At 75.1% G+C, this 24111-nt stretch carries 28 protein-coding genes; 15 read left to right on the plus strand and 13 right to left on the minus strand.

Annotated elements, in window-relative coordinates:
* Positions 1-3 precede the first annotated feature (3 nt).
* Positions 4-783, minus strand: a complete 780-nt coding sequence (locus ACLQ22_RS28115; RefSeq protein ID WP_425694951.1) for a PIG-L deacetylase family protein — start codon at positions 781-783, stop codon at positions 4-6.
* A 263-nt stretch (positions 784-1046) separates the two neighbouring features.
* Between ACLQ22_RS28115 and ACLQ22_RS28120 the strand changes: the two genes are divergently transcribed.
* Positions 1047-1334, plus strand: a complete 288-nt coding sequence (locus tag ACLQ22_RS28120) for a hypothetical protein (RefSeq protein WP_416611845.1) — start codon at positions 1047-1049, stop codon at positions 1332-1334.
* 9 nt (positions 1335-1343) lie between these two features.
* A complete protein-coding gene (locus ACLQ22_RS28125; protein WP_425694952.1) occupies positions 1344-2612 on the plus strand; it encodes a cupin domain-containing protein in 1269 nt (422 codons plus the stop codon).
* Positions 2613-2681: 69 nt separating this feature from the next.
* On the opposite strand, the gene ACLQ22_RS28130 is transcribed toward ACLQ22_RS28125, so the two are convergent.
* The 5 genes from ACLQ22_RS28130 to ACLQ22_RS28150 all read right to left on the minus strand — a co-directional run bounded on the left by ACLQ22_RS28130 (position 2682) and on the right by ACLQ22_RS28150 (position 8199).
* Entirely contained in the window at positions 2682-3347 is a 666-nt protein-coding gene (locus ACLQ22_RS28130) for a hypothetical protein (protein ID WP_121397948.1), read from the minus strand.
* Positions 3344-6016: an FtsK/SpoIIIE domain-containing protein gene (locus ACLQ22_RS28135; RefSeq protein ID WP_425694953.1), complete on the minus strand. Its 2673-nt coding sequence runs from the start codon at positions 6014-6016 to the stop codon at positions 3344-3346. Before ACLQ22_RS28135 ends, ACLQ22_RS28130 begins: the two co-directional genes overlap by 4 nt.
* Entirely contained in the window at positions 6009-7397 is a 1389-nt protein-coding gene (locus ACLQ22_RS28140) for a hypothetical protein (protein WP_425694954.1), read from the minus strand. The genes ACLQ22_RS28135 and ACLQ22_RS28140 overlap by 8 nt, the downstream gene beginning before the upstream one ends.
* A 9-nt stretch (positions 7398-7406) precedes the next feature.
* Positions 7407-7667 (minus strand): hypothetical protein, encoded by a 261-nt coding sequence (locus tag ACLQ22_RS28145; RefSeq protein WP_089000636.1) that lies wholly within the window; start codon positions 7665-7667, stop codon positions 7407-7409.
* Positions 7668-7800: 133 nt separating this feature from the next.
* Entirely contained in the window at positions 7801-8199 is a 399-nt protein-coding gene (locus ACLQ22_RS28150; protein ID WP_425694955.1) for a hypothetical protein, read from the minus strand.
* 192 nt (positions 8200-8391) lie between these two features.
* On the opposite strand from ACLQ22_RS28150, the gene ACLQ22_RS28155 reads away from it, so the two are divergent.
* Genes ACLQ22_RS28155 through ACLQ22_RS28165 form a run of 3 tightly spaced genes read left to right on the plus strand, consistent with a single transcriptional unit; the run spans position 8392 to position 11478 of the window.
* Entirely contained in the window at positions 8392-10947 is a 2556-nt protein-coding gene (locus ACLQ22_RS28155; RefSeq protein WP_425694956.1) for an ATP-dependent Clp protease ATP-binding subunit, read from the plus strand.
* 13 nt (positions 10948-10960) lie between these two features.
* The gene (locus tag ACLQ22_RS28160; protein ID WP_425694957.1) at positions 10961-11128 is read left to right on the plus strand and encodes a hypothetical protein; all 168 of its coding nucleotides are present in this window, start codon (positions 10961-10963) and stop codon (positions 11126-11128) included.
* Entirely contained in the window at positions 11128-11478 is a 351-nt protein-coding gene (locus tag ACLQ22_RS28165) for a DUF3140 domain-containing protein (RefSeq protein ID WP_121397951.1), read from the plus strand. Before ACLQ22_RS28160 ends, ACLQ22_RS28165 begins: the two co-directional genes overlap by 1 nt.
* A gap of 51 nt (positions 11479-11529) precedes the next feature.
* Here ACLQ22_RS28165 and ACLQ22_RS28170 read toward each other — a convergent pair whose 3' ends face one another.
* The 3 genes from ACLQ22_RS28170 to ACLQ22_RS28180 all read right to left on the minus strand — a co-directional run bounded on the left by ACLQ22_RS28170 (position 11530) and on the right by ACLQ22_RS28180 (position 13496).
* A complete protein-coding gene (locus ACLQ22_RS28170; RefSeq protein ID WP_132237913.1) occupies positions 11530-11772 on the minus strand; it encodes a hypothetical protein in 243 nt (80 codons plus the stop codon).
* A gap of 19 nt (positions 11773-11791) precedes the next feature.
* On the minus strand, positions 11792-12787 hold the full coding sequence (locus ACLQ22_RS28175; protein ID WP_425694958.1) for a LysR family transcriptional regulator: 996 nt from the start codon (positions 12785-12787) through the stop codon (positions 11792-11794).
* Positions 12788-12887: 100 nt separating this feature from the next.
* Positions 12888-13496, minus strand: a complete 609-nt coding sequence (locus ACLQ22_RS28180; protein WP_425694959.1) for a hemerythrin domain-containing protein — start codon at positions 13494-13496, stop codon at positions 12888-12890.
* A gap of 172 nt (positions 13497-13668) precedes the next feature.
* Here ACLQ22_RS28180 and ACLQ22_RS28185 point away from each other — a divergent pair, with 172 nt between their 5' ends.
* Together ACLQ22_RS28185 and ACLQ22_RS28190 are read left to right on the plus strand one after the other, a co-directional pair.
* Positions 13669-14997, plus strand: a complete 1329-nt coding sequence (locus ACLQ22_RS28185; RefSeq protein ID WP_425694960.1) for a M20/M25/M40 family metallo-hydrolase — start codon at positions 13669-13671, stop codon at positions 14995-14997.
* Positions 14998-15058: 61 nt separating this feature from the next.
* Positions 15059-15712, plus strand: a complete 654-nt coding sequence (locus ACLQ22_RS28190) for a hypothetical protein (RefSeq protein WP_366642657.1) — start codon at positions 15059-15061, stop codon at positions 15710-15712.
* Positions 15713-15787: 75 nt separating this feature from the next.
* On the opposite strand, the gene ACLQ22_RS28195 is transcribed toward ACLQ22_RS28190, so the two are convergent.
* Positions 15788-15979 (minus strand): DUF5703 family protein, encoded by a 192-nt coding sequence (locus ACLQ22_RS28195; RefSeq protein ID WP_121399254.1) that lies wholly within the window; start codon positions 15977-15979, stop codon positions 15788-15790.
* Positions 15980-16117: 138 nt separating this feature from the next.
* Here ACLQ22_RS28195 and ACLQ22_RS28200 point away from each other — a divergent pair, with 138 nt between their 5' ends.
* From ACLQ22_RS28200 to ACLQ22_RS28210, 3 genes are read left to right on the plus strand one after another with little or no spacing between them, the layout of a single operon-like run.
* Complete coding sequence (locus ACLQ22_RS28200; protein WP_121397956.1) at positions 16118-16597, plus strand: DUF2975 domain-containing protein; 480 nt, start codon at positions 16118-16120, stop codon at positions 16595-16597.
* On the plus strand, positions 16597-16803 hold the full coding sequence (locus ACLQ22_RS28205) for a helix-turn-helix domain-containing protein (protein WP_026874506.1): 207 nt from the start codon (positions 16597-16599) through the stop codon (positions 16801-16803). Before ACLQ22_RS28200 ends, ACLQ22_RS28205 begins: the two co-directional genes overlap by 1 nt.
* Before the next feature lie 28 nt (positions 16804-16831).
* Positions 16832-16996: a hypothetical protein gene (locus ACLQ22_RS28210; protein ID WP_425694961.1), complete on the plus strand. Its 165-nt coding sequence runs from the start codon at positions 16832-16834 to the stop codon at positions 16994-16996.
* Between the two features lie 22 nt (positions 16997-17018).
* Here the strand turns inward: ACLQ22_RS28210 and ACLQ22_RS28215 are convergent, their stop codons facing one another.
* Together ACLQ22_RS28215 and ACLQ22_RS28220 are read right to left on the minus strand one after the other, a co-directional pair.
* The gene (locus ACLQ22_RS28215; RefSeq protein ID WP_425694962.1) at positions 17019-18008 is read right to left on the minus strand and encodes an SseB family protein; all 990 of its coding nucleotides are present in this window, start codon (positions 18006-18008) and stop codon (positions 17019-17021) included.
* A complete protein-coding gene (locus tag ACLQ22_RS28220; protein ID WP_425694963.1) occupies positions 18005-18424 on the minus strand; it encodes a YbaB/EbfC family nucleoid-associated protein in 420 nt (139 codons plus the stop codon). Before ACLQ22_RS28220 ends, ACLQ22_RS28215 begins: the two co-directional genes overlap by 4 nt.
* A gap of 92 nt (positions 18425-18516) precedes the next feature.
* On the opposite strand from ACLQ22_RS28220, the gene ACLQ22_RS28225 reads away from it, so the two are divergent.
* The 3 genes from ACLQ22_RS28225 to ACLQ22_RS28235 are packed head-to-tail and all read left to right on the plus strand — an operon-like array spanning position 18517 to position 20826.
* Positions 18517-18846, plus strand: coding sequence for a hypothetical protein (locus ACLQ22_RS28225; protein ID WP_425694964.1), 330 nt, complete (start codon positions 18517-18519; stop codon positions 18844-18846).
* On the plus strand, positions 18843-19904 hold the full coding sequence (locus tag ACLQ22_RS28230) for a WXG100 family type VII secretion target (RefSeq protein ID WP_425694965.1): 1062 nt from the start codon (positions 18843-18845) through the stop codon (positions 19902-19904). Before ACLQ22_RS28225 ends, ACLQ22_RS28230 begins: the two co-directional genes overlap by 4 nt.
* Before the next feature lie 22 nt (positions 19905-19926).
* The gene (locus ACLQ22_RS28235) at positions 19927-20826 is read left to right on the plus strand and encodes a hypothetical protein (protein ID WP_425694966.1); all 900 of its coding nucleotides are present in this window, start codon (positions 19927-19929) and stop codon (positions 20824-20826) included.
* A 28-nt stretch (positions 20827-20854) separates the two neighbouring features.
* On the opposite strand, the gene ACLQ22_RS28240 is transcribed toward ACLQ22_RS28235, so the two are convergent.
* Positions 20855-21826 (minus strand): aldo/keto reductase, encoded by a 972-nt coding sequence (locus tag ACLQ22_RS28240; protein WP_425694967.1) that lies wholly within the window; start codon positions 21824-21826, stop codon positions 20855-20857.
* Between the two features lie 177 nt (positions 21827-22003).
* Between ACLQ22_RS28240 and ACLQ22_RS28245 the strand changes: the two genes are divergently transcribed.
* Positions 22004-23056: an LLM class F420-dependent oxidoreductase gene (locus tag ACLQ22_RS28245; protein WP_425694976.1), complete on the plus strand. Its 1053-nt coding sequence runs from the start codon at positions 22004-22006 to the stop codon at positions 23054-23056.
* A complete protein-coding gene (locus tag ACLQ22_RS28250) occupies positions 23053-23889 on the plus strand; it encodes an undecaprenyl-diphosphate phosphatase (protein WP_425694968.1) in 837 nt (278 codons plus the stop codon). Before ACLQ22_RS28245 ends, ACLQ22_RS28250 begins: the two co-directional genes overlap by 4 nt.
* The last annotated feature ends 222 nt before the right edge of the window (positions 23890-24111 follow it).

The following is a 24111-nucleotide window of genomic DNA, read 5'->3' on the forward strand; positions in this document are numbered from 1 at the left end:
TCCCTACTGAAGGTCGAAGGGGAAGACCTCGAAGGCGGCGCCGTGGCGGACGCCCAGCCGGCCGCCGACGGGGCGGCTGAGCCCTTCGAGGAACTCCTCGGGGTCGAAGCCGCCGTCGCCCAGCCCGGTCAGGTACGCCTCGTGCGCCCTCAGCGAGGCCACGCCCCGCGCGAAGGTGTCGGTGACGTCCACCCCGTGCGTGGCGAGGGGCGAGGCGGCGGCCCAGACCTGGCGCACCCCGTTCCACGGCTCGACCCCGTCGACGAGCTGCTCCGGGAACACCCACCGGTTGCCGGCGTCGCGGACGGCGTCCAGCACCGCCCGGCCGGTGGCGATGTGGTCTGCCTGGTTGAGGGCGTACGCACCGTCCCAGGTGTCCCGGAAGTTGTTGGTGATCACGATCTCGGGCCGGTGCCGGCGGACCACCCCGGCCAGGGCGCGACGCAGCGGCACGCCGTACTCCAGGACGCCGTCGGGAAGGCCGAGGAACTCCACTGTCTCCACCCCGACCAGGGCCGCGGACTCGCGCTGTTCCCGCTCCCGGACCTCCCTCGCCCGCGACGGGGGCATCGCGTCGATGCCGGCCTCGCCGCTGGTGACGAGGCAGTAGCCGACGTGTTTGCCCTGCGCCGTCCAGCGGGCGACCGCGGCGGCGGCGCCGAACTCCAGGTCGTCGGGGTGCGCCACGATCGCCAGCGCGCGCTGCCACTGCTCGGTCACCGGTTCCAGCGGGCGCGGCCCGGTCGGCTCGGTCATCGTCACCTCCTGGTCGGGCAGGACCATCCTGTCACCGTCGGCGCCACCGCGCCGGGCGGCGCGACCGCGGCGCCACCGCGCCGGGCGGCGCCATCGCGGACACCTGGGCGTCGCCCCACACCGCGCGCCGCGCCGTGCCTCCGGTCGGCCGGGACCGGGCCCGGCGAACCGCCGGTGTGAACCGGAACGGGCGTCTACGGTGTGGTTAGAGAAGATCGCGTGTGGGGTACCACCCGCTGCACGACGGACCCCGGCGTAACGGCGGGGCGGCACATCCCTAGGGAGCACCGATGGCACTCAACGACGACGACATGCAGACCACCAGCGGTGGCGGCCCCGAGGGCCCGGCCGACGGCGGCGCGACCCCGGGTCAGCAGGACGGTGGCGCCGACGGTGGTGCCGACCGCGGCGCCGAGCGCGGTGCCGACCAGGGCGCCGACCAGGGCGCGGAGGGTCCCGCCGACGGCGGCGCGACCCCGGGTCAGCACGACGGCGGCGCCGACGGCAGCGCGGAGGGTCCCGCCGACGGCGGTGCCACTCCGGGCCAGCACGACGGTGGCGCCGACGGCAGCGCCTGACGGACCGCCATGACTGACATCGACCCGCCGGGCGGCGACGGCCGCCCGGCGGTTCCGTCCGGGGCCTCCGCCGCGCTCGCCCGCTGCGTGTCGGTCGAGCCGGCGAAGTTCGCCGCCGCCCACTGGGGACACACGCCGCTGCTCTCCCGCGCCGACGAGCTGCCCAACCGGGACGGCTTCACCGACCTGCTCAGCCCCGCCGACGCCGACGAGCTGCTCAGCCGCCGCGGCCTGCGTACCCCGTTCCTGCGGATCGCCAAGGACGGCCAGCTCGTGCCGGCGGCCCGCTTCACCGGCGGCGGCGGCGCCGGCGCCGAGATCGCCGACCAGGTCCTCGACGAGCGGGTGCTGGAGCTGTACGCCGGCGGCGCCACCCTCGTCCTGCAGGGCCTGCACCGCACCTGGCCGGCCCTGACCGACTTCACCCGCGAGCTCGGCGCCGCCGTCGGGCAGCCGTTGCAGGTCAACGCCTACCTGACCCCGGCCGGCAGCCAGGGTTTCGCCACCCACTACGACACCCACGACGTCTTCGTCCTCCAGGTCGACGGCCGCAAGCACTGGCGGATCCACCCGCCGGTGCTGCCGGACCCGCTCGAGAAGCAGCCGTGGGGCGGCCGGGCCGACGAGGTCGCCGCCACCGCCGACGGGCCCGCCGCGCTGGACGTGGTGCTCGCCCCCGGTGACGCGCTCTACCTGCCCCGCGGCTGGCTGCACAGCGCGCAGGCCCAGGAGTCCAGCTCGCTGCACCTGACCGTCGGCGTCCGGGCGCTGACCCGCTACGCCATGGTCGAGGAGCTGCTCGCCCTCGCCGCCGAGGACCAGCGGCTGCGCGCCACGCTGCCGTTCGGCACCGACGTCGCCGACCCGGACGCGATCGAGCCGGAGCTGACCGAGACGGTGGAGGCGCTGCGGGACTGGCTGCTGCGGGCCGACCCGGCGGCCGTCGCCGCGCGGCTGCGGCAGCGCGCCTGGCCGGCCGCCCGGCCCGCGCCCATCCGACCCCTGGCCCAGGCCGCCGCGCTGGCGGCGCTGGACGCCGACACCCGGCTCGCCCCGCGACCCGGCCTGCGCTGGCGGCTCACCCCACGCGGTGACCAGGTCGCGCTGGTGCTGTTCGACCGCACGATCACCCTGCCCGCGTCGTGCGCGCCGGCCGTGCGCGCCCTGCTCGGCGCCGGGTCCGTCCGGGTCGGCGACCTGCCGGGCCTGGACGACGACGCCGACCGGCTCACCCTGGCCCGCCGCCTCCTGCGCGAGGCGGTGCTGGTCCCCGCCTGAGCGGGGCCGCGGTTCCGCAGCGGGCCCGCGGTTCCGCAGCGGGCCGCGCTTCAGCGGCGGGCCGCAGGCTCAGCGGCCGGCGACCAGCAGCGCGACGGTGGTCACCAGCCCGGCGACGAGCACGACGGTCATCGGCCGGGGGCCGAGCACGGCGTGCCGGCGGTCGGCGAGGACCTTCGCCGGCACCAGACCGACCAGCGGGCCCAGCAGCGTCACCACCAGGGCCAGCACCGGCAGCCCGACGGCCAGCTCGCCGCCGTACCGGTCGCCGGCCGCCCGGGCCGCGCCGCCGAGGGCGTACGCGAGCACCGCGCCCGCCACCCCGCACAACGCCAGCAGCGGGTTGACCGAGCCCGGCAGGTCACCCGGCTGGCGGGTGCGGTTGAGTAGGTCCCGCACGCCGGCCAGCAGCGGCGCCGGGTCGCCCGTCGCGCCGGGCACCGGCGCCGGTGGCCCGCCCGCCCGACGGCCCGAGCCGCCGAGCCGGCCGCGCAGCAGCTGCCACAGGTCGGCGACCTCGGCGTCCACCCGTTCCTGCTCCTCGCGGGCGTCCACCAGCTCCCGCTCCGCGCGCCGCAGCTCGGCCTCCGCCTCGGCGACGGCCCGCTCGGCCGCGGCGCACTGCTGGGCGTGCCAGGTGTGCGCCTCGGCCCGCTGGACGCGCACCCGCGCGCTCAGCTCGGCCAGCCGACGGATCTGGGCCGCGTACGACTCACTGGTCACCGGTTCGTTCATCGCGCCGGTCCGTAGGGGATGATCACCTGGCCGGTGCGGTGCACCGCCCGGTCGAAGAACAGCCCCCGCCAGGGGCGGGGATACCAGTCCGGGCCGCCGGTGCCCGGATACAGCGACGAACCCAGCTCGCCGCCGTGGGCGTCCAGCGCCACCCAGGCGCCGATCTGGTCCGTGCGGGCCGCCGGCCCGCCCAGGTCCGCCCGCATCCGGGCGACGCCGCGCCACCAGGCCAGCACGTGGGTGCGCCGCTCCGGCCCGTCGTGCAGGATCCGGCGTAGTTCCTCCAGCCCGGTGCGCCGGCCGATCCGCGCGGCCAACGCCCCGGCCGCCGCGTCGACGGCGAACAGCAGCAGGTAGTGCGGACTGCCCGGTGCGCCGAGCCCCTCGGCGGTCTCGGCCATCAGCTCGCCGACCGTCTCCTCGTCGTACCAGGCGGCGTCGTCGGCGAGATCCTCGTAGAGGGACCGGGCGGCCGGGTCGGCGTCCGGGTCGAGGCAGGCGATCGAGAAGCGGGCGGTGCCGGGGCGGTGCTGGCGGGCCAGGGAGCGGGCCGCCGCGTCGAGCACCGCGCACGCCTCGTCCACCCGGGTGCCGAGCACCGCCAGGTTGCGGCCGGGAGCCCGGGGCAGCCGCAACGCCGCCGAGCGGGACTGCACGTCGATGATCTCGCCGAGCAGCGCCACCGGCGTACGCGGGTGCCCCGTCTCCGGCGCGCTCAGCGCCCGGAAGTCCGGCGCGTCGGCGAGGCGGGGGATCGCGTCGCCGTCGAAGAGCCGGGCCGGCGCGGCGTCCTGCGGGCGCATCCGCCACAGCCGGTGCTGCAACTCGCTCCACGTCTCCCAGTCGCTGGCCGACGGGATCCGGGCCACCTGGTTGCCCTCCGCCATGCCCGACTCCGCGTTGACCACCGCGTGGTGGCGCGGCAGGGACTGGGCGGCGTCGTTGCGCTCGGCGAGGATCCGCAGCGCCTTCGGCAGCGCGATGCGCAACGTGAACTGCGCGACCAGGGCCGGCCGTCCCCACAGCGCCTCGATGCCGCGTACGTCCTGCGAGGCGAGGACCAGGTGGATGCCCTGCGACCGGCCGCGCCGGGCCAGGTCCTCCAGCAGGTCGGCGGCCTCCCGGGCGACCACGTCCCGCCCGGCCAGCAGCATCTGGAACTCGTCGACCACCGCGACGATCCGCGGCCAGTGCCCCGTGGGGTCGACCGCGCGCAGCTCGGCGAGTTTGGTGACCTCGTGCTTCTTCGCGGCGTCGGCCCGCCGGCGCAGCTCCTCGGCGAGGAAGCGCAACAACGCCAGGCCGAACTCCCGGTCGGTGTTGACGTTGATCCCGACGAGCCGCATGTGCGGCAGCCAGCTCGGGTCCCGCCGGCCCTTGGCGAACCGGGCGAAGGACACCCCCTCCTTGAAGTCCAGCAGGTAGAACTCCAGCTCGGCGGGGGAGTAGCGGGCGGCCAGCGCCCCGATCCAGGCGAAGATCAGGTTCGTCTTGCCGGTGCCGGACGGGCCGCCGATCAGCGCGTGCGGCGGGTAGTCGCCCAGGGTGAGCAGCACCGGCCGGCCGTGCGGGCCCTCGCCGATCGGGGCGGTCAGCCCGGTGGCGGAATCCTCCCGCCACATCTGCTCCACCGGCGGCAGCAAATCGGTGAACGGGGTCGGGGCGGGGCCGGCGTTGACCCGCGCCGCCACCTCCCGGCAGGTCTCGGTGACCAGGACCGGTGGGGGCGGTGGGTCGAGGCGTACGGGCAGGCCGGCCGGCCCGCCGATCCGGGCGCCGTCGGCGTGCGCGCCCACCCGGGTCACGGTGGGATCCTCGGGCAGCGACACGCCCCGCACCACCAGGTGCACGCCGCAGGCCGCCCCGGTGCGGACCACCCGGTCGAGCTGGCCGCGTTCGTGCCGCGACAGCTCGTCCCCGCCCAGCAGCACGGCCACCCGCCACGGCTCGGGCCGGCGACCGGTGGCGGCGGCCAGCTCGCGCAGCGAGACGTACTCCCCGGCCAGCACCGTCTCGTTGATCCGGCGGATCTGCTCGACCAGGTCGTCGAGCAGCCGGGCCAGCCCGCCCGGGCCGACGAAGGTGAGCAGCCCGGCGGTGCCGAGGGGGGCGAAACCGGCCAGGCCGCCGCCCAGGTGCTCGGGGTCGTAGCCGACCAGCCGGACGGCGCCCGGATCGGCGCGCCCGACGCCGCGCAGCAGCAGCGCCGACACCACCGCGTCGCAGCCCTCCCGGTCGTCCCCGGTCAGCTCGACGTGGCCGGCGTCGAGCAGCGGCACGAGCGCCGGCACCGGTTCGGCGCCGGGGATGCGTACCGTGCCGATGCGCAGCGCGCCCGGCGGCTCGGCCCGCCGGGTCGGGGTCGGTCGCCACCGCGTCCAGTCCGCCGAGGCCGCCCCGGGGGCCTCCCGCTGCGCCGCGTCCGCCGCGCGCCGGGCCAGCTCCGCGATCCGGGCGGCGTGCCGATCGTCGATCTCGGCCAGCCGCCGGTCGCGCTGCGCGCCCACCCGCTCCGGCACCACCGCCGCGGCCCGCCGGACCTTCGCCAGCCGCTCCCGGGCCGTGGTCAGCTCGGCCTGCGCGGTGGACAGCCGGGTCCGGGTGGTGCCGAGGGCCTCGCCCAGCATGCCCCGGACCCGGGTGACCAGCTGGCTGCGCCGGTCAGCCATCGACGCCCCGCCCGCGCGGGTCCGCGGTGCCGCCCGACGCCCGCCGCCCTGAGGGCGGGCTCGACCAGACGCGGCCGGCCGATCCGGGCCGCCCCGCGGCGCTCGCGTCGGCGGCCGGTGCACCGCGCCGCCCCGTCGCGCCGCCGGAGCCCGTCGCGCTGCCGGAGCCGGTCGGCCCGCCGGGCCGGCCGTGCGTCGGCCGGTCCGGTGTCGGGTCGGGCCGGCCGGGCGTCGCCGCCCGATCGGCCGTCGGGTCGGGCTGGCCGGGTGTCGCCGCCCGGTCCGGCTTCGAAGCGGCCTGGGCGGCTGTCGCCGCCCGCTCCCGGGCCGCGGTCGCCTGGTCGTGTGCCGCATCCGCCCGGTCCCGGGCCGCCGCGACCCGCTCGCGCGCGGCGGCCACCCGGCCCTTCGCGGCGGCAGCGCGTCGCTGCCACTCGGCGTCGTCGGCCCGGTCGCGGGCGGTCTCCGCCTGCCGGTCCCGCTCGGCGGCGGCGCGTCGCTCCCGGGCCGTCTCGGCGTGCCGGGCCCGCTCGTCGTCGGTGGGCAGGTCCCGGCCGAGCCGGGCCAGCAACACCCCGGTGAGCACCCCCGCGGTGACGGCCGGGTCGGCGGCGTGCGGCTGCTCCGCCTCGTCGCGCCGGGGCGGGGGCATCCGGCAGATCCGGGTCAGCAGCGTGTCCAGCACCGCGGGGGGCAGGCCGGGCAGCAGGTCCCGCACCCGGCCGTCCAGCTCGCGGTGCAACCGTCCCAGGTCCTCGGCGCGCGGCGGGCGCCCGAGCAGCTCCCCGGCCAGCTCGCGCAGCAGCGGCGGGGCCACCGCCGCCAGGCCGAGGCCGACGTCGGCGTGCGCGCGACGCAGCTCGGTGTGCAGCCGGTCGCGGTCGCCGGCACGGACCCCGCCGACGACCCGGCGCAGCAACTCCCGGGCGTCGTCGACCTTCTCGTCGGGCTGCTCGGGCGGGCCCTCCCGGCCGCCCGTCAGCTCGGCCACCCGCACGGCCCACCAGCGGCGGGGCGCCACCTCGGCGGCCGGCTGCGGCGCCGGAGCCCCCGGGGCCGCCTCGCGCGGCGCGTCGTGGGCGGGCCGGCGCCGCTGCTCCTGCGGAGCCGGGGCCGGGGAGCCGTCGCCGGCCAGCCCGATCGCGGCCAGGTACGCCGAGAGCTGCTCCTGCGCGACGCGCAGCGCGTAGCCGGCGGTCTCGGCGTGCTCGGTGGCGGCGGAGAGCTCCGGCACCCCCATCGGGTCGGCCGACTCCTGGCGGACCCAGCGCAGCCGCTCGGCGGCCAGCCCGAACTTCTCCAGCGCCAGGGCCAGCTGCGCGAGCGGCAGGTCATCGGCGGCGGCGCGGACCTGTGCGCCGACGTCCTCGACGATGGACACGGCCGAACCTCAGAGCGTCGCGACGTAGAGTTGCGCCTGCTCGACGGCGACGAGTGTCGCGGCGAGGCACTCCTCCAGCTCCTGGCTGGCCTGGGTCAGCGAGGACTGGGCCGCCTCGACCGTCTCGTGCCCGCTGCCCTCCAGCGCGCCGGCCAGGGTCTGCTGCGCCTCGGCCAGCTTCTCGCCGGCCGCCTGCACGGCGCTCTGGCCGTCGCCGATCTGTTGGAGCGCGACATCGATGGCTGCCTTGAGCTCGGCGACGCTCGCCACGGCGAAACCTCCTGGGGGCGGGGAGGCCTCCATTAGAGCCTATCCCTCACGGTGAGAGAACATCCGCCCTGTCAGTGTTCCTGCCCCGCTGACCGGTTGTCGACCGCAAGCGCCGGTAGTCCGGTTGACGGGACTACCCGGGTGGGGCCGGCCGGTCCCGCAGCCAGCGCGGTCCGTACACCTCGGCGCCCTGCGCGGTGACGCGTTCCCGCAGCTCACGGTCGGCGGTGACGACCAGCCGCCGGCGCTGCGGCGCGGCGGCGACCAGGTCGACGACGGCGTCGTCCCCGGATCCGGACGCGGCGACCACCCGGACCCCGGCCGTGCCCGGCACGTTCCGCGCCCGGCCCTCCACCACCAGCACCACCTCCACCGGGGGCGGCAGCTCCGGGGGCAGCCCGGCGGCGGCCACCGGGGCCAGCGAGTCGCGCAGCCGGGCGGTCGCGCCCGCGCGGTCCCGCCACCAACCGTCCGGGCGGGACCCCACCACGTTGGCGGCGTCCACGATCAGCAGCGGCGTCGTCGGGTCCATGCCGCCAGCCTGCCACCCATCCGCCCCGCGGGTGCGCAGGGCACCCTCACCCGCCCCGGGCGGCGGCGAGATGCCCTGCCCGCCCCCGTGGTGGCGGCGAGATGCCCTGCCCGCCCCTGTGGTGGCGGCGTTTGTCGCGACGGTCGCGGGGTAGCCCCTGGCGACCGTCGCGCCCGACTGCGGAGGACAGACATGATGGGACCCGGTGACTTCGGCTCCGACCCCTGGGACGAGTTCCTGGCCCGGTACTTCGGCCGGGGCGAGGGTGGGCGCCGACCCGCGCACCGGGTCGACATCACCCGGCTGATGACCGCCGACGCCAGGGAGATGCTGGCCGACGCGGCCCGCCGGGCCGCCCAGCGGCAGAGCAGCGACCTCGACACGGACCACCTGCTCTGGGCCGTGCTGCAACGCGAACCGCTGCGCGACCTCGTCCGCCGCGCCGGCGCCGACCCGGACACGCTGCTCAACGCGCTCGGCGGGCGCGGCGACGGCGCGCCCAAGGGTGAGGTGCCGCCCAACCTGTCGCTCACCCCTGCCGCCAAGCGGGCGCTGCTCGACGCCCACCAGCTGTCCCGGGCGATGGGTGCCAACTACATCGGCCCCGAGCACATCCTGATGGCGCTGCCGCTGAACCCGGAGTCCCCGGCCGGCCGGATGCTCGCCGCCGGCCGGATCCAGCCCGAGTCGTTGCAGGCGGCCAGCGCCGAGCGCGGGCCGATGACCGGGCCCCGGCCCGACCGCGGCACACCCACTCTCGACCAGTACGGCCAGGACCTCACCGACCTGGCCCGCAACGACCAGATCGACCCGGTGATCGGCCGGGCCGAGGAGATCGAGCAGGCCGTCGAGATCCTGTCCCGGCGGACGAAGAACAATCCGGTGCTGATCGGCGAGGCCGGCGTCGGCAAGACCGCGATCGTGGAGGGCCTGGCGGAGCGGATCTGCGACGGCGACGTGCCGCAGACGCTGCTCGGCAAGCGGGTGATCCAGCTCGACCTGGCCGGCCTGGTGGCGGGGACCCGGTACCGGGGCGACTTCGAGGAGCGGCTGAAGAAGGTCATCGACGAGATCCGGGCGCACCGCGACGAGCTGATCGTCTTCCTGGACGAGATCCACACCCTGGTCGGCGCGGGCGGGGCGGGCAGCGAGGGCGGCATGGACGCCTCGAACATGCTCAAGCCGGCGCTGGCCCGGGGCGAACTGCGGGTGATAGGCGCGACCACGCTCGACGAGTACCGCAAGAGCATCGAGAAGGACGCGGCGCTGGCCCGCCGGTTCCAGCCGGTGTTCGTGCCGGAGCCCACCGTCGACGACACCGTGGCGATCCTGCGCGGGCTGCGCGACCGCTACGAGGCCCACCACCAGGTGCGGTTCACCGACGAGGCGTTGGTCGCCGCGGCCGAGCTGTCCGACCGGTACGTGACCGACCGGTTCCTGCCGGACAAGGCGATCGACCTGATCGACCAGGCCGGCGCCCGGGTCCGGCTGCGCACCCGCACCCCGGCCTCCGACGTGCGGGAGCTGGAGACGCAGCTCGACGAGGTACGCCGGGACAAGGAGCAGGCCGTCGCCGACGAGCAGTACGAGAAGGCGTCCGCGCTGCGCGACCAGCTCGCCGAGCTGGAGGAGCAGATCCGCCGGGCCCGGGGCGACGAGGGCGGCTCGTCGCAGGTGCCGGCCGTCGGGCCGCAGGAGATCGCGGAGGTGGTCTCCCGCGCCACCGGCATCCCGATCAGCCAGCTCACCGAGGAGGAACGCGACCGGCTGCTGCGTCTGGAGGGCCACCTGCACGAGAAGGTGGTCGGCCAGGAGGACGCGGTCACCGCGGTCGCCGAGGCGGTCCGCCGCTCGCGTGCCGGGCTGGCCGACCCGGACCGCCCGATGGGCAGCTTCCTCTTCCTCGGGCCCACCGGCGTCGGCAAGACCGAGCTGGCCCGGGCCCTCGCGGAGGCGCTGTTCGGCGAGGCCGACCGGATGGTCCGGGTGGACATGAGCGAGTTCCAGGAGCGGCACACGGTCAGCCGGCTCGTCGGCGCCCCGCCCGGGTACGTCGGCTACGAGGAGGCCGGCCAGCTCACCGAGGCGGTCCGCCGTCGCCCGTACGCGGTGGTGTTGCTCGACGAGATCGAGAAGGCCCACCCCGACGTGTTCAACATCCTGCTCCAGGTGCTCGACGACGGGCGACTCACCGACAGCCAGGGCCGTACGGTCAACTTCAAGAACACCGTACTGATCATGACGAGCAACCTCGGTTCGGAACTGATCACCGGCGCCCAGCGCGCCGTCGGGTTCGGCACCGGCGCGGACGGCGGCGAGCAGGAGCGCGACGAGCTGCGCGAGCGGCTGATGCGCCGGCTCCAGGAGAACTTCCGACCGGAGTTCCTCAACCGCATCGACGAGGTGATCATCTTCCGCCGGCTGGAGGCCGAGCAGCTGCGCCAGATCACCGGCCTGCTGCTGGAGGAGACCCGCCGCCGCCTGCACGCGCAGGACATCCAGGTGCACTTCACCACCGCCGCCGTCGACTGGATCGCCGAGCACGGCTACCAGCCGGAGTTCGGCGCCCGGCCGTTGCGCCGGGTCATCCAGCGGGAGGTGGACAACCAGCTCTCCCGGATGCTGCTGGAGTCGGCGGTCTCACCCGGCCAGAAGATCACCGTGGACGCCCGCGACGGGCGGCTCGCCTTCGACGTCACGGCCGGCGAGCGCGGCTACACCCCGGCCACGACGTCCCATCCCCGATGACCGGAGGGCGGACATGAGCGAACCCCAGGAGACCCGGGACGAGAGCGAGCGCACCGATCCGATCGTGGCCCCGCCGACCGCCAACCCCACCCGGGTGCGGATGCCGCCGGAGGACGTGGGCCAGCAGGGCGACGACCCGGAGCCGGCGGAGTCCGACCGCCGCCGTCGAGAGGAGGGCTGATGGTACGCGAGCAGCGGCTCGAACCCGATGTGGAGGTGCTCTGGGACGACTTCCACGCCCAGGTGAACGTCCCGTCGGAGCAGTTGCGGCAGTGGTTGCTCACCCGCGGCTCCGGGGAGGAGTCGTTCGGGCCCGACCCGGATCTCGACCTGCCCGGCTTGGGCCGGCGGATCCTGCGGGTGCTGACCAAACGCAAGGTCGACCTCACGCCGGAGGACATCCGGGTGATGCGGGACGCGATCGACGAGATCCAGTCCCTGCTGGACGAGAAGCCGCCGCGCGGCAACGCCGACGACGAGTGGCGGCACTCCCTGCTCGACCTGGGCCACGACGTCCTCGTCGAACGCTGAGCCCGCGGAAGAAGGCGGCGCCCGGGTTCTCCCGGGCGCCGCCTGCCGTGGTCAACCGTGGTCGCTCTCCAGGCTGCCGATCGTCAGGCCCGCGGCGTCGGCCGCCGCCTCGCGGTCGGCGCGCGCCCGCTCCTCGCGGGTCAGCAGGTTGGCGTACTCGGTGACGTCCGCCGGGTCGGGCACCTCGGGCAGGCGACGCAGGAACGCCTCCACGTCGCGGGCGGCGGCGGTGTGCGTGGCGGCGGCCTGCCGGAGGATCTCCCGGTCGTCGGCGGCGGGGTAGGCATCGGTCATGTCCGCCTGATACCCGGCGCTACGCGGTTCGCACCCCGTCGGTCCCGGCGGCCGTCAGCCTCCGCGCCCCGTAGCTCGGATTGCGCAGCAGCCAGGCCAGGTACTCCGGGTGGGCCGCCAGCGAGTCGGTGTACGCGGCCAGCGCGGTCTCCAGCACCAGTTCGGCGTCGCGGGCGGCGGGGGAGTCGGGATGCCAGCCCAGCATCAGCCGCCAGCGCAGCGGCGTGCCGGCCAGCATCCGGGTGACCAACCCGGCGACCGGGCGGAAGGTGGCCTGGCAGAGCGCGATCGCCTCGCCGGAGTCCACCATGTCGATGCAGCAGCGCACGTCGGTCTCGTACACCTTGCGGGGGGTGAAGCCGGCGCGGGCGCAGGCGGCGGCGAAGCAGTCGCCGAAGCAGCCGTCGCCGGGCGCGGCGACCCACTGCTCGCGGCTCAGGTCCACCAGGCTCACCTCGGCGTGCCCGGCCAGCGGGTGCTGCTCCGGCAGCAGCACCAGCACCGGGTCGACCGCCACCTCCCGCCAGCTCAACCCGAGCTCGGCGGGCGGGGCCGCGTCGCCGCACACCCCGATCAGCGCGAAGTCCAGCCGGCCGCCGGCGACCAGCTGGGCCAGCTCGTCGGCCGACCATGAGGCGTGGGTGGTGATCTGTGCGGGTGGGGGCTCGGCGGCGAGCCGGTGCACGAGCCGGCCGAGGATGGGGCTGTTCACCCCGCCGAACCGGTAGCGGCGCGGCGTGTCCCCGGCGCCGGCCAGCCGGGCCGCCTCGTCCTGCAGGCCCTTCATCGCCGGCAGCAGCACCCGCGCCCGGGCGAGCACCAGCTCGCCGAGGGCGGTGGGGCGCGCGCCGCGGCGGTCCCGTTCGAACAGGGGCCCGCCCAGGGTCCGCTCGATGCGCTGGAGCTGGGCGGTGAGTGCCGGCTGGGCCAGGCCGAGCGTCGATGCCGCCTTGGTCACGCTCCCCGTCTCCGCGATCGCGCAGACCACCCTCAGGTGTCGCAGCTCCAGATTCATACCGTGACGGTATGACCCCGTAGCGGCCGACGGAAGGCCCTGAACGGATCAACGCTTTCCGATGTGTGCCCGATCTGCGCCGACCGCGCCCGCCGCCGGCTCAGCCCGGCGGCCGTTCGGTGAGGTCGGCCAGGTACGTGGGCCGGCCGGTGACGGCGTCGCGGACCTTGTCGACGACGCCCACGGCGGGCTCGACGACCCGGTTCCACGGCGGGGTCGCCGGGGTGCCCGGGTGCGGGCGCGTCGGGGCCGCCTCCTCGGCGATCTCCAGCCGGTTGCCCAGGCGGATCAGCTCCTCGGCGCTGGCCACCTCGCGCAGCGCCGCGACGAGCGCGCCCGCCTCCTCGACGTGGCGGTGGACCCGCGCGGCGACGTCGGTGAGCCCCTCGTCGGCGAGCCCCTTCAGGGCGGTCAGCAGGGCCCGGTCGTCCGCGATGGCCCGGTCGATCCGGTCCGCCGCGTCGGGCAGCGCGCTCCGGACGGCGGGCAGCAGGTACTGCTCCTCGGCGGAGAGGTGCCGGGACAGCGCCGCCGTGAGCACCTCCAGGCCGCGCTCGGGGGCGGGCTCCGGGCCCGGGTCGGTGAGCCGCCGCAGCAGCTCGCGCAGTTGCCGGTGCTCGGCGTCGAGGATGTCGGCGATGCTGCGCCCGCCCGGTCGGAAGCCCTCGTCCTCTCCGGTCGGCGGCAGCGGTGGCAGGGGAACGGTCATGGTGCCCTCCTCTTTGGCGGGCGGCGCACGTGGTGGGCAGCGGTCGCGAGCGGCGGTACCCGGCCGCGTCGGCGGCGAAACCGGGCCCGGTCGCGGGCCGTGCCCCGCCGCCGGCGTCGACCCGGCGGGGCGGGGCGACCGCAGCGGGCCCGTGGGCTGGTATGAAGAACCGATGACGACCGACGCCGCCTCCGCCCGACCCGACCCCACCGACGAGGTCGTCGACCTCTGCCGTGACCTCCTGCGGATCGACACCACCAACACCGGGGACAACGACACCAGCGCCGGGGAACGCCTCGCCGCCGAGTACGTGGCGGAGAAGCTGGCCGAGGTGGGCGTCGAGTCCGTCATCCACGAGTCGGCGCCCGGCCGGGCCAACCTGGTCGCCCGCATCCCCGGCACCGACCCGGGCCGCGGAGCGCTGCTGGTGCACGGCCACCTCGACGTCGTCCCCGCCGACGCCGACGAGTGGTCGGTGCACCCCTTCTCCGGGGAGCTGCGCGACGGCTACCTGTGGGGCCGGGGCGCCATCGACATGAAGGACTTCGACGCGATGGTGCTGGCCGTGGTGCGGCACTGGCAGCGCACCGGGGTCCGCCCGCCCCGGGACATCGTCCTCGCGTACACGGCCGACGAGGAGGCGGGCAGCGACTACGGCGCGCACTTCCTGGTCGAGCGGCACCGCGGTCTGTTCGACGGCTGCACCGAGGCCATCGGCGAGGTCGGCGGCTTCTCGTACTCGGTGAACGACAGCCAGCGGCTCTACCTCATCGAGACCGCCGAGAAGGGCATCGACTGGTTGCGCCTGCACGCCAAGGGCCGCCCCGGGCACGGCTCGATGATCCACGACGACAACGCCGTCACCGCGCTCGCCGAGGCGGTGGCCCGGATCGGCCGGCACCGCTTCCCCGTGGTGGTCACCGACACCGTGCGGGCGTTCCTGGAGGAGGTCTCCGACCTGCTCGGCGTCGAGCTGGACCCGGAGGACCCGGAGACCGCCATCGCCAAGCTCGGGCCGATCGCCAACATCATCGGCGCGACGATCCGCAACACCGCCAACCCGACCCGGCTCGCCGCCGGCTACAAGGACAACGTCATCCCCGGCCGGGCCACCGCCACCATCGACTGCCGCAGCCTGCCGGGGCAGTCGGAGCTGCTGGAGCGGCAGCTGCGCGAGCTGGTCGGTCCGGACATCGTCATCGAGTACGTCCAGCGCCAGCCGGCGCTGGAGACGACGTTCGACGGCGACCTGGTCGACGCGATGTCCGCCGCGCTGCGCGCGGAGGACCCGGGGGCACGCCCGGTGCCGTACATGCTCTCCGGCGGCACCGACGCGAAGGCGTTCTCGCAGCTCGGCATCCGCTGCTTCGGCTTCGCGCCGCTGCGGCTGCCCGCCGACCTGAACTTCTCCGCGCTGTTCCACGGCATCGACGAGCGGGTTCCGGTGGACGGACTACAGTTCGGCGTGCGGGTTCTCGACCGGTTCCTCCGCACCTGCTAGCCCCCCGCCAGGAACCCTGGTGTTCCGGCGGGAACCTCTGATCGTGAAGGGACTGACCCACATGACCGACCAGCACGGTGAGCTGGACGCCGCCCTCGAGCGCGTGATCGATGCGGCCCGCCACCACCTGGCCGCCGTCCGCGCCGCGCAGGGCCGCATCGACGACGACGACGTCTGGCAGGCGTACGTCGCGCTCAACAACGCGTCCTTCGCGTACGACGAGCAACTCCTGGACGCCTTCGGCGAGGTCACCCCGTGGGACGTCGAGTCGATCGACCCCGAGGAGGCCGACCAGCGCTTCGGGGCCGCGGAGGGTGTGGAGCCCACCGACCCGCACCCGCGGGTCATCTCGGTGCGCCAGCGGCGCGACTACCGGGTGCCGAGCGTGTCGGCGCTGATCCGGGTCGCCGAGGCCGCCCGGCGGGAGGGCACCCCGGAGGAGGACGAGCCGGAGCCCGTGGAGGGGGTCGGGGAGGCCGTGCTGGAGCTGCTCCAGAGCGGCGACGGCTCGCTCGGCGCGCTGGACGTGCCGGAGCTGGAGCCGCTCGACGGCGTGGTGATGGTCAGCGAGGTCGGCACCCCGGTGGACCTGGAGTCCTTCGACGACGACGACCCGGTGGGCCCGTTCCAGCCGGCCGCCGACGACCGACTGGTCGGCCGGCTCGACGAGCACCCGTTCATGGAGCTCGACGAGGAGCACGACCACGCCCACTAGGCGGTGACGGCCCGCCGGTCAGGCGGTGCAGGCCCGGGGCCCGACCGAGCGGTCGGCCCCGGGCCTTCGTCGTGGTCAGTACGACAGTCCCGGCTGCGGCTGGTTGACCCGGCGGCGGCGCAGCACCACCTGCCGCGTGCCGTCGCGGTACAGCCGTACCCGCGCCAACTCCCACCCGGAGAACTCCGCCTGGATCGCCAACTGCGCCGCGGCGGTCAACCGGTCGACGTCCGGCGGCAGCCGCAGCGGCGCGTACTCGTAGTCCATGACTCCATGCTGCCCAGCCCGGGAGGCCTTCGCCACCCCCTCGACGGTGACCCGCGCCGCTGCGCGGCGTGACCGCCCGGCCTCCCGGAGACCGCCAAACCTATTGACTTTCGATAGGTTGAGAGCGATAGTCGATGCATGTTCAACGAGCATCGAGCGGTAGCCCCGCTCAGAGTCTTCCTCGTGGTGCTGTTCGGGATCCTGGTCATGCTCCAGACCTTCTCGCTGCCCGGGCAGTTCGCGCACATGGCCGAGGAGTCCCCGGAGCAGGCCTACCTCAGGTGGCCGATGACCGCCGTCGCGGTGTTCTGGGTGCTGTGTGTCCAGGTGGTGGTCGTGTCCACCTGGAAGCTGCTCACCCTGGTCAAGAACGACCGCATCTTCAGCGACGCCTCGTTGAGGTGGGTGGACGCGATCGTCTGGGCGATCGTCGCCGCCTGGGTGGTGCTGCTGGGCGTCTTCCTCTACGTCGGCTTCAACGCGTCGGACCCCGGGCTGCCGCTCCTGCTGTTCCTCATGCTGGTGGGCGTCGCCGTGCTGGGTCTGCTGATGGTGGTGATGCGCGCGCTGCTGCGGCAGGCCACGACGCTGCGGACCGACATGGAGGCGGTGATCTGATGCCCATCGTCGTCCGCATCGACGTCGAACTGGCCAAACGCAAGATGAGCGTCGGCGAGTTCGCCGAGCGCGTCGGGCTCACGCCGGCGAACGTGGCGGTGCTGAAGAACGGCCGGGCCAAGGCCGTCCGGTTCAGCACCCTGGAGGCCATGTGCCGGGTGCTCGACTGCCAGCCCGGCGACCTGCTCGAGTGGGTCGACGAATGAGATCCCGGTCCGCTTTCAAGGAGATGCCATGACGTACCTGATCGCTGTCCTCGTCGTCGCGCTCGGCGTCGCCGGCATCGTGCTCGGGGAGGCCGACGACTCGCCGGGCCTCCAGCTCCTGGGCGTCCTGCTCGTCGTCGGCGCGGTCGTCTACGGCGTGCGGCTCGTCCGGCGCGGCCGGCGCGCCCGGTAGTGGTACGACCGCCCACCGGCGGTCAGCCGGTGGGCGGGTTCGCCGCCAGCAGGGCGGCCAGCGCCGACGCCCCCAGGGCCAGGGCGCGCGGGGTGCCCGCGTCCACCACCAGCCCCCACGCCGGGTCGGGCCAGTCCGCGAGCAGGTCCGCGCAGGGCACGGCGACGAACGGCACGCCCTGTCCGGCGAACGCGGTCAGCGCCTCCGGGGAGGTGAAGACGGGCAGCAGCGGCGCCCCGGTCGGGTCGGTGACGATCGTCCACGGCACGTCGCGGTCCGGCCCCGGCTCCGCCGCCAGGGGTACGCAGACCGCCGCGGCGGCGAGGATGCCGAGGTAGGCGGGCAGGTCCCGCCGCGCGCCGGCCTCGCTGAGCAGGTCGAGCACGGACGGGCCGCCCGGGTCCGCCCCGTCCTGCGCCTCGTCCTGCGCCTCGTCCGCCGCCGGGTCCATGGGCAGCCCCGCGGGCAGGTCCGCAGGCAGGTTCGCGGGCGGCTCCGCGGGCAGGTCCACAGGCGGCGGGGCGGGCACGCGCGCGGTGCCGGCCCCGGCGATGGGCTGCTCGGCCCCGGCGGCGGGCTGCTCGGCTTCGGCGGCGGGCTGCGCGGCCCCGGCGACGGGTTCGGCGGCCCGGACACGGGGCACCGGCGGCACGGTCGGCTCCGGCCGTACCCGGGGACCGGTGGGCGGGAGGATCTGGCAGGACAGCGCGCCGGGCTCCGTGGTGAGCACCGTGGCGGCGGTCTGCGCCGCGAAGCCGCTCCACCAGCGCAGGCCCTCGGCGGTGCGCGGCGTCTCGTACCACCAACCGCCGGCCCCGCGCGGCGCCTGCCAGCCGAGTTCGGCCAGGCGTGGCTCGTCGTAGGGCGGGCAGACCCCGCGGACGGTGTCGCGGCGCACCATCAGGTGCAGCCGGCGGGGGCCGGCGGCGAGTTCCAGGTCGGTGTCGCGGTCGCAGCCCGACAGCGTGTCGTGGAGCCGGGCGACGATCTCTGGCCAGCCCGGCGACGTCATGCCGGCGGCCCCGGCAGGCGGCCGTCGAGCCGGCCGAGCCGTCCCATGGCCTCCTCCAGGCGGCCCAGCGAGGCGAAGTCGCCGGGGGTGCCGAAGATCCCGTTCAGGCCCGCGCCGAGCGTCGCGTCGAGACCCCCGGTGCGCTCGTCGAGCTGCGCGGTCGCCGCCGCGCGGGCCTGCCGGTACGCCTGCAGCACCATGGCCGCTAGGTCCTCGGTGCCCACCCGCAGCGCGGTCGGGGCCAGGCTCAGGTCGGTCAGCTCGCCGGTGGCGTCGACGGTCGCGGACACCAGGCCGCTGTCGTCGGTGGCGGTGGCGCTCAGCTCGTCCAGGTCGTCCTTGAGCCCGGCGAAGCGGCGTTCGATGTCGGCGAGCCGTCCGGCGAGGGCGTCGAACGCGGACAGCGGGTCAGACATGAGAACCTCCCGTGCGCGGTGCCGTCCGGGGTGGCGCCCGGCGGCGGCATGATCGTATCGTCGTCCCGCCGGGCGAGTGGGGGAGGAACGGCGTGCCTGACATCGACGTCGACGTGCAGGCGGTGCGTCGGCTGGAGGCGGCGGCGAAGCGGGTGGCCGCCTCGCTGACCGCGCTGGAGAGCCGGATCACGTCCGCGGGCGACATACCGGACGGCGCCTTCGGGCACCTGCCGTTCGTCAGCGACATGCTCCGCGAGAAGTACGCCGAGCAGGTCACCGGGGGGATGGAGCTGTTCCGGTCCGGCCACGACGCGTTCGAGCGGGTCGGTGGCGCGCTGGGCGGGACGGCCGAGGCCTACGAGCGCAACGAGCAGGACATCGACGCCTCCTTCCGCGCCATCGGCGCCGGGATGCCCCGGTGAGCGGGCCCGCGGGCACCGCCGTCGAGCTCTGGAACGGCATCGACAACGCCCTGTCCGGCGTGGACAAGGTGGTCGACAGCGTCTGCCGCACCCTCGCGTGGCCGCTGATCCAGCTCGTCGACCTCGTCGACGGCGAGCCGGCCGCGCTGCGCGCCAAGGCCACGGAGTGGGACGCGCTGGCCGTGCAGGTGCGCGAGCTGGCGATGAACCACCGCGGCGTGCGCGAGGCCGAACAGGCCGGCTGGCGCTCCCCGTCCGGCGAGGCGTACGGGCGGCGGATGGCCGAGGTCGAGCAGCAGCTGCTGGACGTCGCCGAGCAGTTCGCCGCCACGGCCGAGTACCTGCGCGGGGTCGCCGACGCGTTGCAGACCGTGCACGACGTGCTGGTCGACATCTGCGTCGAGTTCGTCAACTTCCTGCTGGTGACGCTGGTCACCGCGCTGCTGATGGCCCCGTTCACCGCCGGGGCGTCCTGGGCGGCCGGGGTGGCGCTGGGGGTCACCCGGGGCATGATCGCGCTGACCCGGATGTTGAAGATCATCCGGCCGCTGGCGACGCACCTGCAGAAGGTCATCCGGCTGCTGCAACGGGTCCTGCTCTACCTGCGCAAGCTGCGCAACCACCTGGACAAGCTGGTCGACAAGCAGAAGGCGCTGCGCGCCGGCCAGAAGTACGCCGACAAGCGCCGCGCCGCCGGCGACGCCGACAAGTGGTTCCACAAGTTCATGGACCCGGCGAAGGGCAGCTGGAAGCTCGGCAAGTCCGGCACGCCGTTCGACATGAGCACGTTCGAGCGCCTCGGGGCGCTGCGGGCGCACGGCATGGCCGACGGGGCGCGGATGATCGGCCGGGACTGGGCCACCAACCTGCCGTGGAACATCCCGAACTCCGTCGTGCACGGCGCCACCTGGGGCACCGTCGCGATGGTCTCCGGCCTGTCGGTGCCCGGCATGGACCAGGTCGGCGACAAGGTCGACGCGGCGGTGCAGGGCGGCGCCGAGTGGATCGACCAGAATGTCTTCGGGCAGCCGCCGGCGGAGCAACCGGCCGGCAGGTGACGGTCGATCGAGGGGGTGGGGCGTGTCCGAGGGGCGCAGCCGGTTGGGCCGGCTGACCGACGCGGTGCTGGGCGGTGCGCGGGTCGCCCGGGACAAGGCCCGTGAGCTGCGCGACGAGTTCCGCACCACCGACGAGCCCGAGCGTGCCCTGGTCGCGCCCCTGCTGCCCGGCGAGGAGATCCGCTACGTCGGCCTCGCGCCGGTCCGGGCCCCGGAGAACCACCGGGCCGGCAGCCAGCTCGCCGACCGGGTGAACGCCGAGCTGGCCGAGGCGCTCGACCCGCGCGCGCTGTTCGGGCTGCTCAACATCGTCAACCCGGTCGCGTGGGTCGACGCCGTGCTGACGCCCGTCCGGATCGCCGCCGGCGTCCTGCTGCTGCCCGGCAAGGCCGCCGTCCTCGCCGCGGGCACGCCCGAGGCGGCCGAGCCGGAGCCCGCGCCGGGCGCCGCGCCCCGGGAACCGCTGCCGCTCACCGACGAGCAGGAGGCGTTCCGGGCGCTGTTCCGGCTCAGCCGCTACCGACCGCTGGCCGACCAGCTCGCCGAGATCGCCTACCGGCGGCGGTACGTCTTCAGCGGCGACCTGGCCACCCTCGCCGGCAGCCTGCTGCTCTTCCTCGAGCGCTACACCGGCACCCCGCTGGCGGTCACCGACACCCACCTGCACCTGCTGCGGATGGGCCGGCGCCCCGACCCCGACCGCGAGGACCGGCGGCGCCCCCAGGTGCTGTGGAGCGTGCCGCGGCGGCGCATCGCCCGGATCGACTCCGACCACGGCGCGGCCCGCCTCATGCAGTTCCCGTCCACCGTCGTGTTCGACGACGGGTCCTGGATCCGGATCGTCAACCCGGCCACCCGCGACGACCAGTCCCGCTTCCTCGCCGCCGTACGCGACCTGCCCGGCCAGCGCCCCATGGCCTGACCGCGCCCCCGTCCCCGCGCCGTGCGGGTCAGCCGTCGCGCTCGGGGTAGCCCACCGGCACGGCCGACACGTCGTCCAGCGCGGTGACGATCTCCTCCGGCAGGGTCATCCGCTCGACCTGCAGCGCGCCGAGCAGTTGCCCGACCGTCCGCGCGCCGAGGATCGGGGCCACCACCCCGGGCCGGTCGCGGATCCAGGCCAGCGCCACCTCCGTCGGGGAGACGCCCAGCCCGCCCGCGGCGATGGCGACCGCCTCCACGATGCTGGAGCAGCGCGGCTCCAGGTAGGTGGCGACGAACCGCTCGAAGTGCGGCGAGGCCGCCCGCGAGTCGGCGGGCCGGCCGTGGCGGTACTTGCCGGTGAGCACCCCGCGGCCCAGCGGCGACCAGGGCAGCACCCCCAGCCCGAGGGCCTCGCAGGCGGGCAGCACCTCCCGCTCCACGCCCCGCTCCAGCAGCGAGTACTCCACCTGCGCCGCCACCACCGGGGCCCGCCCCGGCCAGGCGGCCTGCCAGGCGGCCGCCCGCGCGGTCTGCCAGCCGGCGAAGTTCGACACCCCGACGTAGCGGACCCGGCCGCTGGCCACCGCGTGGTCGAGCGCCGCCAGCGTCTCCTCCAGCGGCGTGTCGGGGTCGTACCCGTACAGCTGGAACAGGTCGACGTGGTCCGTGCCCAGCCGGCGCAGCGAGGCGTCGAGCGTGCGCAACAGGTGCCCCCGGGAACCGTCCCGACGCCGGCCGCTGCCCGGCCGCAGCCCCGCCTTGGTGGCGATCAGCAGATCCTCGCGCGGCACCAGGGAGCCCAGCAGCGACCCGATCACCGACTCGGCGTCGCCGTCGCCGTAGACGTCGGCGGTGTCGATCAGGTTGCCGCCCGCGTCGAGGAAACTCTTCAGCTGGGCGGCCGCATCGTCGGCGTCGGTGTCCCGGCCCCACGTCATGGTGCCGAGCGCGAGCCGCGAAACCGCCAGCCCGCTTCGGCCGAGCGGTCGCTGTTGCATGGGTGAACCTTATTTCGAACGAGGGCCCGCCGATATCCTCGCTCCCGTCAAGTGTGCCGGGCGCGTCGCGTTTCCGACCGTCCGGGCGCCGCCCCCGGTTGTGGCGACCGGTGAACGGGCCGCCTCCCGGCATTGCGTAACCTGATGCGACCTGTGGTGCGGATGGGGGAGGACCTAGTGCGACTCGGGCTCAGCCTCGGATACCAGACGGCGTGGAGCACGCCGGCCGATCACCTGGCTTTCGCCCAGGAGGCGGACCGGCTCGGCTACTCGGTGGTGTGGGCGGCGGAGGCCTACGGCTCCGACTCGCCGAGCATGCTCGCCTGGATGGCCGGGCAGACGGAGCGGATCGACCTGGGCAGCGCGGTGATGCAGATCCCCGCCCGTACCCCGGCGATGACCGCGATGACCGCGGCGACCATCGACGCGCTGTCCGGCGGCCGGTTCCGGCTGGGCCTCGGCGTGTCCGGCCCGCAGGTCTCCGAGGGCTGGCACGGCGTGCGGTTCGCCAAGCCGCTGGCGCGGACCCGCGAGTTCGTGGACATCGTGAAACTGGCCGTCGCCCGCAAGGCTGTCGCGTACGACGGCGAGTTCTACACGCTGCCGCTGCCCGACGGCCCGGGCAAGGCGCTGAAGCTGGGCTTCCACCCGCCGCGCGAGCACATACCGATCTACCTCGCCGCCGTGGGCCCGAAGAACCTGGAACTGGCCGGCGAGATCGCCGACGGCTGGCTGGCCGTCTTCTACGCCCCCGAGTTCGCCGAGGAGCAGCTCGCCTCGGTGCGCGCCGGTCGGGCGAAGGCCGGCAAGGAGCTCGCCGGCTTCGACGTGGTCCCGTCGGTGCCCGTGGTGGTCGGCGACGACATCGCCACCTGCGCCGAGCTGGTCCGCTGGTACGCGGCCCTCTACGTCGGCGGCATGGGCAGCCGCCAGCAGAACTTCTACAACCAGCTGGCCACCCGCATGGGCTACGGCGACGCCGCCCGCGAGGTGCAGGAGCTCTACCTGGCCAAGCGGCAGCGCGACGCGGCCGCCGCGGTGCCGATGGAGTTCATCGACCGCACCTCGCTGCTGGGCCCGAAGGAGCGCATCGCCGAGCGGATGCGGGAGTACGCCGCCGCCGGCGTCACCACCCTGTCCGTGAGCCTCTTCGCCGCCGACCGGGACAGCGGCGTGCAGACCCTGCGTACCGTCGCCGAGGCGCTGGACCTCTCGGGAGTCGGGGAGTGACCTGGATCGAGGCAATCGTCCTGGGCATCGTCCAGGGACTGACCGAGTTCCTTCCGGTCAGCTCGTCCGGTCACCTGCGGATCACCTCGGCGATCTTCTTCGACCAGGACGCCGGGGCGTCGTTCACCGCGGTCACCCAGCTGGGCACCGAGGCGGCGGTGCTGATCTACTTCGCCAAGGACATCTGGCGCATCACCCGTACGTGGCTGGTCGGCATCAGGGACAAGTCGGTGCGCTCCAGCCTCGACTACCGGATGGGCTGGTACGTCATCGTCGGCTCGATCCCGATCGGGCTGTTCGGCCTCCTGTTCAAGGAGCAGATCCGCACCGCCGGGCGCAACCTCTGGCTGGTGGCCACCACCCTGATCGTGTTCGCGTTCGTGCTGGCGTTCGCCGAGTACTGGGGGCGGCAGACCCGCACCCTGGAGAACTTCCGGATGCGCGACGGCGTGGTGATGGGTTTCGCCCAGGCCATGGCGCTGATCCCCGGGGTGTCCCGCTCCGGCGGCACGCTCACCGCCGGGCTGCTGCTCAACCTCACCCGGGAGGCGGCGGCGCGCTACTCGTTCCTGCTCGCCATCCCGGCGGTGGTGATGTCCGGGATCTTCAGCCTCGAGGACGTCTTCGAGCCGGCGGCCCCCGGCACGTCCGTGCCGAGCGTGGCCCAGATGATCGTCGCCACCATCATCGCCTTCGGCGTGGGGTACGCGGCCATCGCCTGGCTGCTGCGCTACGTCGCCCACCACACCCTGTACGTCTTCGTGCTGTACCGGGTCGCGCTGGGCACCCTGGTGCTCGCCCTGCTGATGACGGGCACCATCAGCGCCACCTGATCCGCCCGCCCGCGCCCGGGGCTCCCGGGCCCGCGCGACACCGGCGGTGGATGTGCCGCCGGCCGGCACCGAGTCAACGGTGCCGGCCGGCGATCCCCCTTGTGGTGGAAAGTCTGTGTCAGTTGTTGTCGGATCAGCTGTTCTGTGTCAGCTGTTCCAGTGTTCGGCGACGAGGTCGGCGGCCTGCTGCTCCCACTGGGCGTAGTGGTCGGGGTACGCCGA

Origin of the sequence: Micromonospora sp. DT178 (assembly GCF_049841695.1) — a bacterium.
Taxonomy (GTDB): Bacteria; Actinomycetota; Actinomycetes; order Mycobacteriales; family Micromonosporaceae; genus Micromonospora.

What these genes read in the sequence shown, in the direction of transcription:
- ACLQ22_RS28215 (WP_425694962.1), bottom strand. Translation starts at nt 18,008, where the DNA reads ATGACGTCGCCGGGCTGGCCAGAGATCGTCGCCCGGCTCCACGACACG.
- ACLQ22_RS28240 (WP_425694967.1), bottom strand. Translation starts at nt 21,826, where the DNA reads ATGCAACAGCGACCGCTCGGCCGAAGCGGGCTGGCGGTTTCGCGGCTC.
- ACLQ22_RS28160 (WP_425694957.1), top strand. Translation starts at nt 10,961, where the DNA reads ATGAGCGAACCCCAGGAGACCCGGGACGAGAGCGAGCGCACCGATCCG.
- ACLQ22_RS28200 (WP_121397956.1), top strand. Translation starts at nt 16,118, where the DNA reads ATGTTCAACGAGCATCGAGCGGTAGCCCCGCTCAGAGTCTTCCTCGTG.
- ACLQ22_RS28125 (WP_425694952.1), top strand. Translation starts at nt 1,344, where the DNA reads ATGACTGACATCGACCCGCCGGGCGGCGACGGCCGCCCGGCGGTTCCG.
- ACLQ22_RS28155 (WP_425694956.1), top strand. Translation starts at nt 8,392, where the DNA reads ATGATGGGACCCGGTGACTTCGGCTCCGACCCCTGGGACGAGTTCCTG.
- ACLQ22_RS28195 (WP_121399254.1), bottom strand. Translation starts at nt 15,979, where the DNA reads ATGGACTACGAGTACGCGCCGCTGCGGCTGCCGCCGGACGTCGACCGG.
- ACLQ22_RS28165 (WP_121397951.1), top strand. Translation starts at nt 11,128, where the DNA reads ATGGTACGCGAGCAGCGGCTCGAACCCGATGTGGAGGTGCTCTGGGAC.
- ACLQ22_RS28205 (WP_026874506.1), top strand. Translation starts at nt 16,597, where the DNA reads ATGCCCATCGTCGTCCGCATCGACGTCGAACTGGCCAAACGCAAGATG.
- ACLQ22_RS28170 (WP_132237913.1), bottom strand. Translation starts at nt 11,772, where the DNA reads ATGACCGATGCCTACCCCGCCGCCGACGACCGGGAGATCCTCCGGCAG.
- ACLQ22_RS28150 (WP_425694955.1), bottom strand. Translation starts at nt 8,199, where the DNA reads ATGGACCCGACGACGCCGCTGCTGATCGTGGACGCCGCCAACGTGGTG.
- ACLQ22_RS28180 (WP_425694959.1), bottom strand. Translation starts at nt 13,496, where the DNA reads ATGACCGTTCCCCTGCCACCGCTGCCGCCGACCGGAGAGGACGAGGGC.
- ACLQ22_RS28130 (WP_121397948.1), bottom strand. Translation starts at nt 3,347, where the DNA reads ATGAACGAACCGGTGACCAGTGAGTCGTACGCGGCCCAGATCCGTCGG.
- ACLQ22_RS28115 (WP_425694951.1), bottom strand. Translation starts at nt 783, where the DNA reads ATGGTCCTGCCCGACCAGGAGGTGACGATGACCGAGCCGACCGGGCCG.
- ACLQ22_RS28185 (WP_425694960.1), top strand. Translation starts at nt 13,669, where the DNA reads ATGACGACCGACGCCGCCTCCGCCCGACCCGACCCCACCGACGAGGTC.
- ACLQ22_RS28190 (WP_366642657.1), top strand. Translation starts at nt 15,059, where the DNA reads ATGACCGACCAGCACGGTGAGCTGGACGCCGCCCTCGAGCGCGTGATC.
- ACLQ22_RS28135 (WP_425694953.1), bottom strand. Translation starts at nt 6,016, where the DNA reads ATGGCTGACCGGCGCAGCCAGCTGGTCACCCGGGTCCGGGGCATGCTG.
- ACLQ22_RS28210 (WP_425694961.1), top strand. Translation starts at nt 16,832, where the DNA reads ATGACGTACCTGATCGCTGTCCTCGTCGTCGCGCTCGGCGTCGCCGGC.
- ACLQ22_RS28175 (WP_425694958.1), bottom strand. Translation starts at nt 12,787, where the DNA reads ATGAATCTGGAGCTGCGACACCTGAGGGTGGTCTGCGCGATCGCGGAG.
- ACLQ22_RS28220 (WP_425694963.1), bottom strand. Translation starts at nt 18,424, where the DNA reads ATGTCTGACCCGCTGTCCGCGTTCGACGCCCTCGCCGGACGGCTCGCC.
- ACLQ22_RS28120 (WP_416611845.1), top strand. Translation starts at nt 1,047, where the DNA reads ATGGCACTCAACGACGACGACATGCAGACCACCAGCGGTGGCGGCCCC.